This window comes from Streptococcus sp. FDAARGOS_522, from assembly GCF_003812445.1.
GTDB lineage: Bacteria > Bacillota > Bacilli > Lactobacillales > Streptococcaceae > Streptococcus > Streptococcus agalactiae.
The window spans coordinates 56104-73669 of record NZ_CP033808.1 but is presented as its reverse complement, the minus strand read 5'-3'; the positions used below and the strand labels follow the sequence as shown (position 1 = coordinate 73669).

General features: G+C 34.9%; 14 protein-coding genes and 2 pseudogenes. 7 read left to right on the top strand and 9 right to left on the bottom strand.

Annotated features, from left to right (window positions below):
• Positions 1 to 88 precede the first annotated feature (88 nt).
• Positions 89 to 1581: pseudogene (locus tag EGX70_RS00430) on the top strand (helix-turn-helix domain-containing protein).
• 97 nt (positions 1582 to 1678) lie between these two features.
• Here EGX70_RS00430 and uvrB read toward each other — a convergent pair.
• Both uvrB and EGX70_RS00420 read right to left on the bottom strand, forming a co-directional pair.
• Entirely contained in the window at positions 1679 to 3670 is a 1992-nt protein-coding gene (gene uvrB / locus EGX70_RS00425; RefSeq protein WP_123947813.1) for an excinuclease ABC subunit UvrB, read from the bottom strand.
• 60 nt (positions 3671 to 3730) lie between these two features.
• Positions 3731 to 4650, bottom strand: a pseudogene (locus tag EGX70_RS00420) (CPBP family intramembrane glutamic endopeptidase).
• Between the two features lie 182 nt (positions 4651 to 4832).
• Between EGX70_RS00420 and EGX70_RS00410 the strand changes: the two are divergent.
• From EGX70_RS00410 to EGX70_RS00400, 3 genes are all read left to right on the top strand, one after another.
• On the top strand, positions 4833 to 7016 hold the full coding sequence (locus tag EGX70_RS00410) for an ABC transporter substrate-binding protein/permease (protein ID WP_000681006.1): 2184 nt from the start codon (positions 4833 to 4835) through the stop codon (positions 7014 to 7016).
• Positions 7016 to 7756, top strand: coding sequence for an amino acid ABC transporter ATP-binding protein (locus EGX70_RS00405; protein ID WP_000818887.1), 741 nt, complete (start codon positions 7016 to 7018; stop codon positions 7754 to 7756). Before EGX70_RS00410 ends, EGX70_RS00405 begins: the two co-directional genes overlap by 1 nt.
• A gap of 148 nt (positions 7757 to 7904) precedes the next feature.
• Positions 7905 to 8255, top strand: a complete 351-nt coding sequence (locus EGX70_RS00400; RefSeq protein ID WP_123947811.1) for a hypothetical protein — start codon at positions 7905 to 7907, stop codon at positions 8253 to 8255.
• Between the two features lie 84 nt (positions 8256 to 8339).
• On the opposite strand, the gene EGX70_RS00395 is transcribed toward EGX70_RS00400, so the two are convergent.
• From EGX70_RS00395 to EGX70_RS00385, 3 genes are read right to left on the bottom strand one after another with little or no spacing between them, the layout of a single operon-like run.
• Entirely contained in the window at positions 8340 to 8507 is a 168-nt protein-coding gene (locus EGX70_RS00395) for a hypothetical protein (protein WP_123947809.1), read from the bottom strand.
• A 25-nt stretch (positions 8508 to 8532) separates the two neighbouring features.
• Positions 8533 to 9846 (bottom strand): GTPase ObgE, encoded by a 1314-nt coding sequence (gene obgE / locus EGX70_RS00390; RefSeq protein ID WP_000061665.1) that lies wholly within the window; start codon positions 9844 to 9846, stop codon positions 8533 to 8535.
• Positions 9847 to 9906: 60 nt separating this feature from the next.
• The gene (locus EGX70_RS00385; protein WP_000863865.1) at positions 9907 to 10035 is read right to left on the bottom strand and encodes a DUF4044 domain-containing protein; all 129 of its coding nucleotides are present in this window, start codon (positions 10033 to 10035) and stop codon (positions 9907 to 9909) included.
• A gap of 177 nt (positions 10036 to 10212) precedes the next feature.
• Between EGX70_RS00385 and EGX70_RS00380 the strand changes: the two genes are divergently transcribed.
• On the top strand, positions 10213 to 11454 hold the full coding sequence (locus EGX70_RS00380) for an aminopeptidase (RefSeq protein WP_000244053.1): 1242 nt from the start codon (positions 10213 to 10215) through the stop codon (positions 11452 to 11454).
• 34 nt (positions 11455 to 11488) lie between these two features.
• Here EGX70_RS00380 and EGX70_RS00375 read toward each other — a convergent pair whose 3' ends face one another.
• The 4 genes from EGX70_RS00375 to EGX70_RS00360 all read right to left on the bottom strand — a co-directional run bounded on the left by EGX70_RS00375 (position 11489) and on the right by EGX70_RS00360 (position 16056).
• Positions 11489 to 12067: an LPXTG cell wall anchor domain-containing protein gene (locus EGX70_RS00375; protein WP_000865325.1), complete on the bottom strand. Its 579-nt coding sequence runs from the start codon at positions 12065 to 12067 to the stop codon at positions 11489 to 11491.
• Between the two features lie 109 nt (positions 12068 to 12176).
• Positions 12177 to 14216, bottom strand: coding sequence for an amidase family protein (locus EGX70_RS00370; protein WP_000824603.1), 2040 nt, complete (start codon positions 14214 to 14216; stop codon positions 12177 to 12179).
• 84 nt (positions 14217 to 14300) lie between these two features.
• A complete protein-coding gene (locus EGX70_RS00365; RefSeq protein ID WP_001234923.1) occupies positions 14301 to 15023 on the bottom strand; it encodes a pseudouridine synthase in 723 nt (240 codons plus the stop codon).
• A gap of 190 nt (positions 15024 to 15213) precedes the next feature.
• The gene (locus EGX70_RS00360; RefSeq protein WP_000451356.1) at positions 15214 to 16056 is read right to left on the bottom strand and encodes an aldo/keto reductase; all 843 of its coding nucleotides are present in this window, start codon (positions 16054 to 16056) and stop codon (positions 15214 to 15216) included.
• Positions 16057 to 16322: 266 nt separating this feature from the next.
• Between EGX70_RS00360 and EGX70_RS00355 the strand changes: the two genes are divergently transcribed.
• The gene (locus EGX70_RS00355; RefSeq protein WP_000159252.1) at positions 16323 to 16997 is read left to right on the top strand and encodes an NAD(P)H-dependent oxidoreductase; all 675 of its coding nucleotides are present in this window, start codon (positions 16323 to 16325) and stop codon (positions 16995 to 16997) included.
• 87 nt (positions 16998 to 17084) lie between these two features.
• Positions 17085 to 17477: a VOC family protein gene (locus EGX70_RS00350; RefSeq protein WP_001116199.1), complete on the top strand. Its 393-nt coding sequence runs from the start codon at positions 17085 to 17087 to the stop codon at positions 17475 to 17477.
• The last annotated feature ends 89 nt before the right edge of the window (positions 17478 to 17566 follow it).

Here is a 17566-nt window from a genome sequence, read left to right as displayed (position 1 = left end):
AGAATTATTATTTTATAAGGTTAAAATATTTGAAACATTTTATATTATTCCTTATTATAGTATTAATGAGTGAAAGGAGTTGTGTAATATGATAGAAAATTTTTTAGAAAAAAATATTCTTAATAAAGTTAAATTACTTACTTTATGTTATGATACCCCCTCACTATCCTTAGATACCGCCTGTAACCGACTCCACTTATCACCAGTTGAGCTTAAAAACTATTGTCATAAATTAAATGTTTTATTTGGTCATAAACTTTCTATCCATATCCAAAAAGAACGGATTTTATGTAAGCTAAATAAACTTACTCAGGAAGATGCCTTAAAAATAGTTTATAATGAGTCAAACGCTTTACAACTTCTTAAATTTTTAATTGATGACTCGTCTGATAAAAAATCTCTAGTAGCTTTTGGAAATGATCTCTTCTTATCTCGTTCTTCTGTCTATCGTCTGCGAGAAAATTTAATTCCTTTAATTAAAGATTTAGGATTATCTTTATCTAAAAATACCATTGTAGGTGACGAATATCGCATTAGATATCTCATCGCATACCTCACTACTAAATTTGGTATTAAAATTTACGATCTGTCTGCTCTAGATATTAAGATTATTCGACAATTTTTATTTGAGAGTGGTACTAATATAAGACCTACTACGCACCTTTCTGATATCTTTATTTTTTTGATACGCTTTTCATTTTAACCTGGAAACGTCACCATCATAAAGTTAAAATTCCAAACTCCAAACTTTTCTCTTCTCTTAAAAAAATCTTTATTTATGAGGAGCTGAATACATGTGTAAAAAGTATCGTTCAACCTTACTTCAATGTTATTTTTAATTCAGAAGACATGGATTATATTTTTCTTATCTATCTTACAAGCGCTAACTCTTTTGCTGCTCAAAAGTGGACTGAAACACATGTCGATGAAGTGTTAGCTATTTTTAAAAGTCTTCCTAAATTCCAAATGCTACTACAACCTTTGAAAGAAGCTCTTCCATACTCTGACACCTACTACGATGAGCTAGTGAAAGTCACTATTTACTTTTCTCGAAACTTCATAGTTGGTCTGAATCAATTAATTCCTGAAACAATTAGTTTTCCTTCAACATTCTATCCTGGAAATCCTAAACTAATACCCATTATCGAACCAATAGTCACACATTGGCTAACTGAAATTGGGGAATCAACTTTAAAAAAACAGCACTTTTTCTTATTCTGTGCTCATCTGGAAAGGGTGATAAAAAATAATATGCCTCCTATAAGAGTTGTGTTGTTAACAACTGATTTCATTAATAATCAAATCTTCAAAGACTATCTATTACAATCTCTTTCCTTAGAGAAAATAAACTTTCATTCCTATTACTTATTAAGAGATAATGTTAGTCAAGTATCAACTCTAAAACCTGATTTAATCATTACCGATCAAAAACTAGTTCCATATGTCACAAAGGAATTAGCTACAAATAGTTTAGTCGCTCATATTGATTACAACGATACACCCTCTCAAATCAGTAATATCCAAACTATTATTTCTAATATTAAAGAAGAAAAATATCGAAAAATCTTTGATAAAATATAACATCCACCTACTGTATTCTTTTGATTTCAATTATTAATAAAACGACTAGAGCACTTCATTAACTACTCTAGTCGTTTTATTAATTCTGTTCATCGTATTAATCGATTGCTTTTAGTTTTAAGATAACATCTCGGATTTGTGCAGCTAGCTCAAAGTCCAATAATTCAGCTGCTTCTTGCATTTGCTTTTGAAGAGCTTTAATTTCAGCTTGCCTTTCTTTCTTAGATAAACTACTGTAATCGACAACTTTTTCAGGTTTATCGCTGTCATTACTTTTAGTAATAGCAATTAAATCACGGATTTCTTTTTTAATTGTTTGTGGCACAATTCCATGCTTTTCATTATAATCCATTTGTAAACGACGACGGCGAGCGGTTTCATCCATAGCTCTTTGCATAGAATCTGTTATTTTATCAGCATACATAATAACATGACCATTACTGTTACGTGCTGCACGTCCGATTGTTTGGATAAGACCACGCTCATTACGAAGGAAACCTTCCTTATCAGCATCTAAGATTGCAACAAGGGAAACCTCAGGAACATCTATTCCTTCACGTAAGAGATTAATACCAATTAAAACATCAAACACACCAAGTCGTAAATCACGAATAATCTCTGTACGTTCTAAGGTTTTAATATCGCTGTGCATATACTTAACTTTAACTCCCATTTCTTTGAGATAATCTGTTAAGTCTTCTGCCATGCGCTTTGTCAATGTTGTAATAAAGGTACGCTCACCTTTTTCAGTCCTCAAATTGATTTCACCAAGCAAGTCATCCATCTGCCCCATACTTGGTCTAACTTCAACTTCTGGATCAAGAAGTCCTGTTGGCCGGATAATTTGCTCAACAACCGTATCTGTTTGCCCCATTTCATAGTCTCCTGGCGTTGCAGATACATAGACAATTTGATGGACATGGCTTTCGAATTCTTCACGACGAAGTGGACGGTTATCTAAGGCAGATGGTAAACGAAAACCGTAATTAACCAACATTTCTTTACGCGAACGGTCTCCATTATACATCCCTTTGATTTGCCCCATTGTCATGTGACTCTCATCAATCATAATCAAAAAATCTTCTGGGAAGAAATCTAACAAAGTAAAAGGTGGCTCACCTTCACTTCTACCATCCATGTGACGTGAGTAGTTCTCAACACCATTTGTATATCCCATTTCACGAAGCATTTCAATATCATATTCTGTCCTTTGTCGAATACGTTGCGCTTCAATCAATTTCCCTTCTTTTCCAAAAAGTTCTACTTGATTTTCCATTTCAGCTTGTATTTTTGAAATAGCTTCTTCCATATGTTCATCATTTGTCATAAAGTGTGTTGCTGGGAAAATAGCTAAATGTTCCACTTCTCCTAGCACACGCCCTGTTAACGATTCTATTTCTCTTATACGATCAATTTCATCACCAAAAAATTCAATTCGAAAGGCATGCTCATCACGACTCGCAGGAAAAACTTCTACAACATCGCCACGAACGCGAAATTTTCCACGTTGAAAATCAATATCGTTACGCTCAAATTGAATATCAACGAGATTGTTCAATAACTGATCACGTGAAATTTCTTGACCTGGCCTAAGGCTAACAACACTGTCTGCATACTCTTTAGGAGAACCTAAACCGTAAATACAAGAAACAGATGCTACAACAATAACGTCATTTCTTTCTAATAACGAAGAAGTCGCTGAGTGACGTAATTTGTCAATTTCGTCATTGACTGAACTATCTTTTTCAATATAAGTATCCGAAGAAGGCACATAAGCTTCTGGTTGATAATAATCATAATATGAAACAAAGTACTCTACGGCATTGTCAGGAAAAAATTCTTTAAACTCTCCATAAAGTTGACCTGCTAAGGTTTTATTATGTGCAATCACCAAGGTTGGCTTGTTAACTTGGGCGATAACTTGGCTCATTGTGTAGGTTTTACCAGTACCAGTAGCACCTTTTAAAATCTGAGCTTTTTCTCCTCCTTCAATATTGTCAACCAACGTTTCAATAGCTTGAGGTTGATCTCCCGAAGGGCTATATTTGGAAACTAATTTAAATCGGTTAGTATCTTTTCTATCTATCATTTCTTTACCTCGATTACTTTATTTTAACATAGAAAAAAGAAAAAGACTGAGCTGCAACACTCAATCTGTTTCTTCAGTCTTAATTAGCCATAGAAGGTATATAATTGCTGCTAAGAGAACAAAAATAGAAATCAAACTTCCTTCTATTCCGAATGCACCACCTGATATCCAGTCCGGTGCGTTTTCTTTAACGGTAAAATGCAAAAGAGATGCTCCTGCTTTCTGACCACTTACGGCAATACCATAGAGATTACCTTGGCTAAAATTCCAAGCTCCATGTAAGGCTGCAACACTCCAAATATTACCACTTTTAATCATATACAAGGACATTAAAACTCCCGAACATATAATACTTACAATAGAAAGAAAAGTGACATGGGCATTTACCAAGTGCAAAATGCCAAATAAAGTGGATGAGACCCCTATGGCAACAGCTAAATGAAAACGATGATTAATTAGAGGAAGAAGCCACCCTCGTGTTAGCAATTCTTCCGTACCGCTTTGAATAAGCCAAAAAGGAAGGAGAGTTACAACATAGAAAATCGTTGCCTTAGAAACATCATAGCTATGAAAGTCAAGTCCTCCCAATATATAAGCAGTGATGACAGAAATTGAAAATAGAATAAAACCTATACTCCAACCTTTTATAAGTGACCACAGAGTTCTTTTAAACTTTGTAGAAAACCCCAATTCTGAAAAAGGTCTTTTTTCTACGAATTTTACCCAGATAAGCAAAAGGAATGCTGAAAAACTAAAGGTTCCTAATTCTCCATAGATATTATTAAATAAATTAATAAACTCAAAAAAGTATAGGAAGAAAACTTATAGAGTACAGAAGACACTAGAACAATTCCCACACCACCTAGAGTTAGACCAACGAAAAAAAATAGGTATACCATAAAACAAGCAAATAACAATAATAGCCATGACGGCCAGTTTTTATAGACAGCGAACTGACTATTTAAAATCCTTTTATTCATAATAATCCTAAATCCTTTTTGTGTGATAACACTAGAACGATTATATCATAATACTAACTAAAGATATATATAAAATTAACATAACATACATGTTACGTTTTCTAACATAGAAATGACATTTTGTTGCTCTATCTTATTTATTTTGATATAATAAAACACATATTTATAAAAAGGAGATTTACATGAAGCACAAGTTAAAAGCTTTTACGCTTGCTTTACTCTCAATATTCTTTGTGTTTGGTGGAAAGGTCAGTGCAGAGACTGTGAATATTGTTTCTGATACAGCATACGCTCCATTCGAATTTAAAGATTCTGATCAAACTTATAAAGGAATCGATGTTGACATCGTTAACGAAGTCGCTAAGCGTGCTGGCTGGAATGTTAACATGACGTACCCAGGTTTTGATGCCGCAGTTAACGCTGTTCAATCTGGACAGGCAGACGCGCTAATGGCCGGAACTACTGTTACTGAAGCACGTAAAAAAGTCTTTAATTTCTCAGATACTTATTACGATACTTCCGTTATTCTTTATACTAAAAATAATAATAAAGTCACAAACTACAAACAACTAAAAGGAAAAGTAGTCGGTGTAAAAAATGGAACAGCTGCTCAAAGCTTCTTAGAGGAAAATAAATCTAAATACGGCTATAAAGTTAAAACATTTGATACAAGTGACCTAATGAATAACAGCCTTGATTCTGGTTCTATTTACGCCGCTATGGACGATCAACCAGTTGTGCAATTTGCGATAAATCAAGGAAAAGCTTACGCCATTAACATGGAAGGCGAGGCAGTTGGTAGCTTTGCATTTGCTGTCAAAAAAGGTAGTGGACACGATAACCTAATTAAAGAATTTAACACAGCTTTTGCACAAATGAAATCAGATGGCACTTATAATGACATCATGGATAAATGGCTTGGGAAAGACGCTACAAAAACAAGCGGCAAAGCAACAGGTAATGCCAATGAAAAAGCAACTCCTGTAAAGCCAAGTTATAAAATTGTTTCTGATTCTTCATTCGCACCATTCGAATATCAAAACGGTAAAGGGAAATATACTGGTTTTGATATGGAATTAATCAAGAAAATTGCTAAACAGCAAGGTTTTAAACTTGATATCTCAAATCCAGGTTTTGATGCCGCTTTAAATGCTGTCCAATCTGGACAAGCTGACGGTGTTATTGCAGGAGCCACAATCACAGAAGCACGCCAAAAAATCTTTGATTTTTCTGACCCTTATTACACATCTAGCGTTATCTTAGCGGTAAAAAAAGGAAGCAATGTCAAATCATACCAAGATTTAAAAGGAAAAACAGTTGGTGCTAAAAATGGTACTGCCTCATATACTTGGTTATCAGACCACGCAGATAAGTACAACTATCATGTTAAAGCATTTGATGAAGCATCTACAATGTATGATAGTATGAACTCAGGTTCAATTGATGCTCTAATGGATGACGAAGCAGTTCTTGCTTACGCTATTAATCAAGGTCGTAAATTTGAAACACCTATCAAAGGTGAAAAATCAGGCGATATCGGATTTGCAGTGAAAAAAGGGGCAAATCCAGAATTAATTAAAATGTTTAACAACGGTCTTGCTTCACTCAAAAAATCAGGTGAGTACGATAAACTTGTTAAAAAATACCTTTCCACAGCCAGCACTTCTTCAAACGATAAAGCTGCTAAACCTGTAGATGAATCAACTATTTTAGGGTTAATTTCTAATAACTACAAACAATTGCTATCTGGTATTGGAACTACTTTAAGTTTAACTCTTATCTCATTTGCGATTGCTATGGTTATTGGTATTATCTTTGGTATGATGAGCGTATCACCAAGTAATACTCTCCGCACAATTTCAATGATTTTTGTTGATGTTGTCCGTGGTATTCCACTCATGATTGTGGCCGCTTTTATTTTCTGGGGTATTCCTAATTTAATCGAAAGCATCACAGGTCACCAAAGTCCAATTAATGACTTCGTTGCTGCTACTATCGCTCTTTCTTTAAATGGTGGTGCGTACATTGCTGAAATTGTACGTGGTGGTATTGAAGCTGTTCCTTCTGGTCAAATGGAAGCAAGTCGTAGTTTAGGTATTTCTTACGGCAAAACTATGCAAAAGGTTATCTTGCCTCAAGCAGTACGCCTTATGTTACCAAACTTTATCAACCAATTTGTCATCTCATTAAAGGATACAACAATTGTATCAGCAATCGGACTTGTGGAACTCTTCCAAACTGGTAAAATCATAATTGCACGTAACTATCAATCATTCCGTATGTATGCTATTCTTGCAATTATGTATCTTGTAATCATTACCCTTCTCACCCGTCTAGCAAAACGTTTAGAAAAGAGGCTTAAATAATGGCAGAATTAAAAATTGATGTCCAAGATTTACACAAGTCGTATGGGCAAAATGAAGTTTTAAAAGGTATTGATGCTAAATTTTATGAAGGTGATGTTGTCTGTATTATTGGACCTTCTGGTTCAGGAAAATCAACTTTCCTTCGCACATTGAACTTACTTGAATCAATCACAAGTGGAAAAGTTGTTGTGGACGGCTTTGAGTTATCAAATCCAAAAACAGACATAGACAAAGCACGTGAAAATATCGGAATGGTATTTCAACACTTCAATCTTTTCCCACATATGTCAGTTCTTGAAAACATCACTTTTGCTCCTATTGAACTTGGTAAAGAATCTAAAGAAGCAGCTGAAAAGCATGGGATGGAATTACTTGAAAAAGTTGGTTTAGCCGATAAAGCTAATGCCAAACCAGATAGTTTATCTGGAGGACAAAAACAACGTGTAGCTATCGCAAGAAGCTTAGCGATGAATCCAGATATCTTACTTTTTGACGAACCAACTTCTGCACTTGATCCAGAAATGGTTGGAGATGTTCTCAATGTTATGAAAGATTTAGCTGAACAAGGTATGACTATGTTAATTGTGACACACGAAATGGGATTTGCTCGTCAAGTTGCCAATCGTGTTATCTTTACAGATGGTGGTCGTTTCCTCGAAGATGGGACACCTGAGCAAATCTTTGATACACCTCAACACCCACGTCTCCAAGACTTCCTTAATAAAGTTTTAAACGTTTAATAAAAAAGATGACTTCGTGTCATCTTTTTTTATTTCCTAATCACAAACAAATTATAATAGGATAAGTTTTCTTCTAAAATTAGCAAAACATCAGCTAGAATGTTTGAATAATGTTGCACAAGGGCTTTCAGTATGATAATATAGCAGTATGAAAGACTATATTAACAGAATATTGCACTTTATTAAAGAACATATGACTTATCATGTCAACTTTATAGATGACTTTTTAGATATTAAATGGGAAAAGGTGAGTAACATCCATTTAAGGTTTTGGACAACTATTATTGCTTATCTAGTTATTTTTATCTTAAGTATCTCTACCGTAATTCTTAACCTTGTACTTCTTTTTCAAGGATTCTTAACGCAAAACCCTATTATTTACTTACTATTTTTTATAACTTTAGTTTGTGCTTTTAATTTTGCTTATAAATTTATTACTTATACTCCAACCATTGTAAAAAATGCTCTTCAGTATATCAAAAAGCTCAAAAACGTTTAAAATAATAAAGTAATCTGTACCTTAACACTCTATCAATTATGTTTTAGAGTCTTTTTTCATACCTAAAATAACTAAAAAGGATAGTTACTTAACTATCCTTTTTCCTTTTGCTAATTTTTCGCGTTCTAAACGAAGTTTACGATTAGGATTTAATGTGTTAAAGAGTTCTTCTAATTTTTCAGCATTCCAGACATCGGCCGCTGAAACAAAGTTCCCATCTTTATCACGAAATGATATCGGTTTATCTCCCATAAAAAACCTCCAATCAAGTACTGCATTAATCTACAAATTCAAATTCGAAGTTACCTATACGAACAATATCTCCATCCTTAGCTCCGCGCTCTCGAAGGGCTTCATCAACGCCCATACCACGTAACTGACGAGCAAATTTCATTATTGATTCATCGCGTTCCATATTTGTCATAACAAAGAGTTTTTCTAGCTTATCACCATACAATACCCACGTTGCATCATCATCACGTGTAATCTCAAATGGACGTTCATCTTCGTTAAATCCATAGTATGCTTCATCTTCTTGCATGTCAGTTTCGTCATAAAGAAGAAACTCTTCTGTATTGGCTAATAATTCAGCCGTCGCATCCATAAGGTTCTCTAGTCCTTGATGTGCTAAACTTGAAATTGGAAAAATCATAGGCATGTCATCAAACTCATCATAGTTTGCAGCTAATTTTTCTTTGAATGCTGCCAAATTCTCTTCTGAATCAGGCATGTCCATTTTATTGGCAACAATAATTTGCGGACGTTCCATCAATCGAAGATTGTAAGTTTCCAACTCATTATTAATTGAAACATAGTCATCGTAAGGGTCTCGTCCTTCACTTGCCGACATATCAATAACATGTAGAATAACACGTGTACGCTCAATATGTCTAAGAAACTGAGTTCCTAATCCGACACCTTGACTAGCCCCTTCAATCAAACCAGGGAGATCAGCCATTGCAAAGCTATCACCTGATTTTGTACGAACCATCCCTAAATTAGGGACAATTGTCGTAAAATGATAGGCACCAATTTTAGGCTTTGCTGCTGAAACAACACTAAGTAGCGTCGACTTCCCAACCGATGGGAAACCAACGAGACCAACATCAGCCAAAATTTTTAATTCTAATTGTAATTCACGCTCTTCGCCAGGCTCCCCATTTTCAGCAATTTCAGGAGCTGGATTACGTGGGGTTGCAAAGCGAATATTTCCACGACCACCCCGGCCACCTCTGGCTACAACGAATTCCTGATCATGCTCCACAAGGTCGGTAATAACCTTACCTGTAGTAGCATCACGAACAGTTGTTCCAGGTGGTAATGACACAATAAGGTCTTCTGCACCTCGACCGTGCATACCTTTAGTCATCCCTTTTTCACCAGCTTTTGCTTTAAAATTACGGTTATATCGAAAATCCATCAAAGTTCGTAAACCTTCGTTTACTTTAAAAATGACCGATCCGCCTTTACCGCCATCACCGCCCCACGGGCCTCCATTGGGGACATATTTCTCACGGCGAAAAGCAACCATGCCATCACCACCGCGACCTGCCTTAACACTAATTTTGGCAGTATCTAAAAACATACTCATTTCTAAAATTCCTATTCTTTATTCTATTCAGTATAAAAAAACGCTTTACAGCGTTTCTCATTACATGATTGCACTAATAGCACCAAATACCAAACCACCAACTGTTACTAGTACCATCAAAATAACAACAAAAAGAGTTAGTTTTTCAAACCCAGTTTTTTTTCGTTGTCCGTTATCTCCAAAAGCCACTCATGTCACCTCATTTACTGAATATATAGTTAAGTCTATATTAACACGAAACGTCTTATTTCGCAAACTACAAACCGTTAGCTTAAATATATCTTTATTAAATCGCTTCCATATTTCCTTGTGCTTTATAAGAGTTTATGATAAATTATAAAAAATAGTAAATTTAAAGGAGCTAGTATGGTTTTACAAGATTTCGACAACCTTTTAAAAAAATATGCCCAATTAATTATTTCTCAAGGTTTAAATGTCCAAAAAGGGCATACTCTCGCTTTAACAATCGATGTGGAACAAGTCCACTTAGCAAGGCTTTTAACTGAAGCCGCTTATGAAAAGGGAGCAAGTGAAGTTATTGTTGATTATACAGATGATTTTATCACGCGCCAGCGACTACTTCATGCTTCAGACGAAGTTCTCACGAATGTTCCACAGTATACCGTTGATAAATCTTTAGCGCTATTAAATAAGAAAGCTAGTCGATTAGTTGTGAAATCTTCTAACCCTAACGCTTTCGCTACTGTTGATCCTAAACGTTTATCTGAAACAACTAGAGCAACCGCTATTGCCTTAGAGGAACAAAGTAGAGCAATACAAGCTAATAAAGTATCTTGGAACGTGGCTGCAGCTGCTGGTAGAGAATGGGCTGCACTTGTCTTCCCAGAATTAAAAACAAGCGACCAACAAGTTGATGCTCTTTGGGATACCATTTTCAAATTAAATCGTATTTATGAAGATGATCCTATTGCTGCTTGGGACGCACATGAAGCTAAATTATTAGAAAAAGCTACTAGACTAAATCAAGAACAATTTGATGCTCTTCATTATACCGCACCAGGTACAGATTTAACGCTTGGTATGCCTAAAAATCATATTTGGGAGGCAGCCGGTAGTCTCAACGCTCAGGGAGAGACTTTTATCGCTAATATGCCTACTGAAGAAATCTTTTCAGCACCTGATTACCGTCGTGCAGATGGGTATGTGACAAGTACAAAACCTCTCAGTTATGCTGGCGTTATTATCGAAAATATGATGTTTACTTTTAAAGACGGTAAAATTATCAATGTCACTGCAGAAAAAGGGCAAGAAACAATCCAACGCTTAATCGAGGAAAATGATGGGGCAAGATCGCTTGGGGAAGTTGCACTTGTCCCACATAAAACACCAATTTCACTGTCTGGACTAATTTTCTTTAATACTTTATTCGATGAAAATGCCTCTAATCACCTCGCTATTGGATCTGCATATGCCTTCAATGTAGAAGGAGGAACAGAAATGACAAGTCAAGAATTGGATGAAGCTGGTTTAAATCGTTCTTCAACACATGTTGATTTTATGATTGGTTCAGAACAAATGGATATTGATGGTATTCGTGCAGATGGAACTGCTGTCCCAATCTTTAGAAATGGCGAATGGGCTATTTAAATATAAAAAGGAGGTTAGTCCTCCTTTTTTATATTTAATAAAGTTTCATTTTCTTATTGTAAAGACTTAATGATAACAGAATAATCCCTCCCGTAGATGCTATTACAGTATCTGAGTGGCTATCTCCTGTTTTAGGAAGTTCCTTTTTAGGCTTACTGTGGCCTTTTTTCTCATCATTTGCTTTTGAAGATGATGATTCATCGCGATCCACTTCTTCTTGATCACTACTTGCTTTACTAAAATTCTTAATACTATCTTCTGAAATTAATACTTTTGTTCCACTAGAAATATCCTTATTATTGCCAATTTCTGTCTTCGTGCTACCATCAGGCTTGTTCTCTTCACTAGGTGAGGGTTGCGATGGTTCTGTTGTAGGTGGATTAGTTGAGGGATTTGTTTCTGGTTCACTTGATGAACTCGATTCATTTTCAGAAGAAGAACCAGTACTAGACTGGTCTAGTTCATCTAATCTTTTCTCCTCAGATAAGGTCGTAGTCACGACACTCGTGTCAGTATTCTTATCACTTGTATCAGCATAACCGATTGATGAATAAGTAGCACATGTTAAGACAGTAAGTGCTACCATCGTTAAAATCTTATTTTTCACTTTCATATTATTTCCTATTTTATAATTCCTTACACCTTCATTATAATTTATTACAACATAAAAATCGAAAATATGATACTAAAAAGTGAAAAATAGGAATTATTTTACATTACAATCAACTTTTCTGATTCTTTTTTGTTACAAAGCTAAAACAAGCTAATAAAAGGGGTACTACTAAAACTGGAGATAGACTTGATTCTGTATCACCTGTTTTAGGAAGTGCTTTTTGATATGCCATTACGGATGGTTTATTTTTAACAGACGATTTCATCCATTTTTTAGAGATAGATACTTGAGTAACTTGTGAATTTTCTTCTAAATTTACTAATGATGAATGAGCTTTAAAGAGGGAGTTAGTAGGCTGTATTAGGCCAGTAGATGGTTTCACTTCTTTATCTATTATTCTTTGCCATTTAACATTAAAACCATGATATTTTTCAAAGAAAGTTGCAAATTTAATTAATACCATATCATAGTTTGCACCTGCCATTAACATCGTCCCTATGGGTAAACCAGACTCAGATAAGTAAGTCGGGATACTGATAGCTGGGAGTCCTGTCATATTAGCAATTTGTGTAAAAGGTGTTCTACGCAACATAGGCTCCCACTGGCGATTAAAGAGAGCAATTCTTTCTTCTTGGCTCAAGTTTTCCATATTATAAATCGCTCTTTTATCTTCCTCTGTTACATATGGATCTGTATTTAGAGGGGCTAAACTTGCGGTCGTTGGCGATAAGAAAATAGGAAATTGCTTGTGAAGCTTCTCCATTGCCTTACGATAATCATCCATATGTTTTTGGGCTTCCATAATAGATTTCTTAAGTTCAGCCTTATCTGAATTTTGATAAATAACATGAACTGCCCAAGTAATGGGATCAACGTCTTCTTTAGTAAAACCATGTTTTTTTAAGTCTTTTTCAATTGTTGAAAAAGCTCCTCCCATACCAATAGCCAAGGTTGAATAATCACGCATTAATGCTCTACCATCAATTGGTAAGTCTATCTCTGTCACTTTGAATCCTTGTTTTCTTAAGAATATGACGTTGTCCATAATAGCATTTTTAGCATCTTGACTAACTTCTGTTCCCATTGGTGATTTCAAAGTATAAGCAATTGGTAAAGATTTTAAATCATTAACTGATACTAGCGTTTGATCGCTTTTCTTTAGATAAGTTAATAATGTTTCTGCGTCTCTAGATGACTTAGTTAATGGAAAATGAACTGCTGTACTATACGAATCTGGCTTTTCATTACTCACCAATCCTCTTGTTGGTTTTAAACCTACCAAGCCCGTCCAAGAAGATGGAATACGGATAGAACCACCAGCATCACTACCGCTAGCAATTGGCGTCATCCCGCTAGCAATAACTGCTGCACTTCCACCAGAAGAGCCACCAGCATTATGAGCAAGATTCCAAGGGTTATGCGTTGGACCGTATAATTTAGAATCTGTTATATTGCGCCATCCATACTCTGGAAAGTTCGTTTGTCCTAAAATAATAAATCCTAAATCTTTATATTTTTTGACATAGCTACTGTCAAATGTGCTAATTTTTCCACCTGCATAGATCAAGCCATTATTGGTTTCACCACCTTTAATACTGTGCCCTAACCCCTTGACTAACAAGGGAACACCTAAAAACGGCTGATTGGTATCTTTAAGTTTTCTAGCCTCTTCAATAGCTTCTTGGCGTCTAGTAGTAATGACTGCATTTAAAGATGGGTTTTCTTTAGCAATAATATCGTATGCCATATTGACGAGTTCCTCACTAGTAACTTGACCACTTCTCACCATGTTGGCTAAATCTTGACCATCTTTTTGTTTGTATGTCTCTTCAGTTAACTTAGTAGAAGGACTCTCAACGACAGGACTTGATTGAGTTGTTTTTAAAGCATCTGGAGCTGAAATATGAGGCGTGTCAACTGTTGTAAGCGCCACAGAATTAGCTGGTTTTACTTGACCTATTACAGATTGTCCTGATTCTGATGAAAATTTTGCGGTAGGATTACTGTCATTAGTTTGAACGATAGTATTTGTAGTAGGAGCTACTGAAGCACTTGTCTCAGTACTATTAGCATAGATACTGCTAGTATTCATTGCAGCAGCTAACGTTAAAACCGTCACCGTATTAAGAATAAAGTATTTACGTTTCATTTGATCTTCCAATCTAAAAAAGTATACGTTTACATTATAATCTAAGTGTTATCAAATTGCTAAAATATTAACTGTTATTTTATATTATTGCATATATTTTTCTAATTTTTCTATTTCTTTTATTGTTAGCCGTCTCCATTGTCCACTTTCTAGCTGTTTATCTAATTGTAGATTCCCCATACTTAGACGCTTTAGCTCTAAGACTTCCTTACCACACGCAGCAACCATACGTTTAACTTGATGGAATTTTCCTTCCTTAATAGTGATTTTAACAAGACTCTGCTTCTTCACCTGATTTACTTCCACAATTTCTAATAATGCTGGTAAACAAGTAAAATCTTTCAGAATAATCCCTTTATCAAATGCCAAAATATCGTCTTCTGTCATTATCCCTGAGATTTTTGCCTCATAGCATTTATCAACGTGTTTTTTAGGTGATAACATTTTATGCGCTAATTCCCCATTATTAGTTATTAACAAAAGGCCTGTTGTATCAATATCTAAACGCCCCACTGGAAAAACAGCTTTATCTCGAGCAGTTTTGTCTAGCAAATCTAACACGGTTTTATGCGAAGGATCATCCGTTGCTGATATAACACCTTTGGGTTTATGAAGCATATAATAAACAAACTTTTCATATGACACTAGAGTTCCATTATATTTAATCTCATCTCTATATTCATCTACCTGTACTTTTGGAGATGTCTCGCTATTACCATTAACACTAATCTGCTTTTTTTTCAATATTAATTTGACTTGAGTACGTGAACCAAGCCCGCATTCTACTAAAAATTTATCAAGTCTCATTTAGATGTTATAACCTCTTTCGATAATGATATATTGTAAAGGATTTTACCATATTCATCCTTTATTACTACTTTTCTAGTAATACTATCATTAATATATTCTCCTCGTCAATGGAGGTCTTAATGGTTTTCTTAACTTTAAGGAACTATCCCACATAAAAAAGATGGAAATACATTTCCATCTTTTCTTATTAAAATGAGACATTATCTGGATCTTTGGGTTTAATACCTGAATCTAGTTGTATTAAGGTAGTAATATCATCTTCGTTTAATTGAAAATCAAAAATATCAAGGTTTGCTTCAATATTTTTGGGAGTCGCTGACTTAGGTAATGGTAAAAAGCCATTATCAAGTGACCAGCGAAGAGCTACTTGTGCAACTGATTTACCATATTTTTCAGCAATAGCTTTTATAGATTCATTTTCAAAAATAGCACCTGTTCCAAATGGACTGTAAGCTTCTAATAAGATATCATTTCCTTTACAGAAGCGAACCAAATCTTCTTGAGCACAACCTGGTGCTAGGATAATTTGATTAACCATAGGTTTTATTTCGGCGGTTTCAAATAAAGCCTCTAAGTGATGTTTCATGAAATTCGAAACACCAATAGCTTTTACCTTTCCTTCTTTATAAGCTTCTTCCATCGCTTTCCAAGTGCCTGCATTCCCAGCCTTCCACGCATCATTTTCACGAAGAGCTTTTGGATTTGGCCAATGAATCAAAAGAAGATCAATATAATCAACACCTAATTTCTGTAGAGATTCATCAATAGAAGCTTTGGCTAAATGATAGTCATGTTTGTCATTCCAAATCTTAGTTGTCAAAAAGATACTTTCTCGCGCCAAACCACTGTCTCTTATAGCACGTCCAACACTATGTTCATTACCATAAATCTGAGCAGTATCAATATGAGTATAACCAACTTTTAAAGCATGAGTCACTGCTTTATAAGCTTCTTCACCTTCAGTTAGTTGCCATGTCCCAAAACCAATTTTAGGAATGTTAAGAGTATTCGATAGAGTATATGTTTCCATAACAATCTCCTTTTCTATGTGACAAAAATGAATTTCATAGTGAAAAACATCTATTTTAAACATCTAAATGATAGTTTGATATATGGTATTATCCCCTCCTTATGTAAAATTATATAACTTTCTTCATCAAAACCCTATCATTTTGTTCATTCCCTTTATTTTTCTGACAGTCATTAGAATTTTGTAGCTCTACTTTGCCACGATACCGCCTGCTGAGATTTTTTCTAAATTGTGATATGATAGCATTAATAACAGGAGGATCTAAAATGACAAAAGAAGATATCAAAAAACAAGTTCGAAGAGCTTTTGATTTTCGTATGGCGATTCGTGTTTATAATAATAATGATATTCCTAAAGAAGATATGGAGTATATTTTAGACACTGCTTGGTTGAGTCCTTCTTCAGTCGGTTTAGAAGGCTGGCGATTTTTAGTACTAGATAGACAAACAATTGCAAAATTTCGAGATAAACTTAAGGAAGTTGCTTGGGGAGCACAATATCAACTAGATACTGCTAGTCACTTTGTTTTACTACTAGCTGAAAAAGGTGCTTATTATAACGCTGATAGCATGATTAACAGTCTCATTCGACGTGGTCTAGGTGATCCAGCCGCCCTTGAGAGTAGGATACCTCTCTACAAATCCTTCCAAGAAAACGATATGAAAATTGATTCTGAACGTTCTCTTTGGGATTGGACAGCAAAACAAACTTATATCGCACTTGGTAATATGATGACGGCTGCTGCTATGATCGGCGTAGATTCATGCCCAATTGAAGGATTTGACTATGAAAAGGTCAATAATATTCTTAGTAAAGAAGGGTTAATAGACGATAAGAAAGAAGCTATTTCTTGTATGGTTTCATTTGGTTATCGTTTGCGTGAACCTAAACATTCCCGTGCTAGGAAAGAACGTCAAGAGGTCGTTACTTGGGTTGAGTAAATAGACAGCCTAATTTATAATCAATATTTTTGAAAAGACAATTTTATTTTGACATAATACGTTTAATAAAGAAATAGGAGAGAGACTATGCCATTTTTACATACTTGTATTCGCGTTAAAGATTTGGACGCCTCAATTGCTTTTTATCAAGAAGCACTTGGTTTTAAGGAAGTTCGTCGTAATGACTTTCCTGAAAATCAATTTACTTTAGTCTATATGGCCCTAGAGGACGACCCTAGTTACGAATTAGAGTTAACCTATAACTATGATCACGAAGCTTATGATTTAGGAAATGGGTATGGTCACATTGCTGTTGGTGTAGACGATTTGGAAACTACTTATGATGCCCATCAGAAAGCAGGTTACTCTGTAACAAAAATTTCTGGATTACCAGGTAAACCTAATATGTTCTACTTTATTCAAGATCCAGATGGCTATAAAATTGAAGTTATTCGACTCAGTCAATTTAAAGCTGACTAATAACATCTCATCATATTAAGTTAAGGACTGAGGCAAAAACCTAGTCCTTTTTATGATTACCTTATAATCTTTCTATTTTTTCCCATATT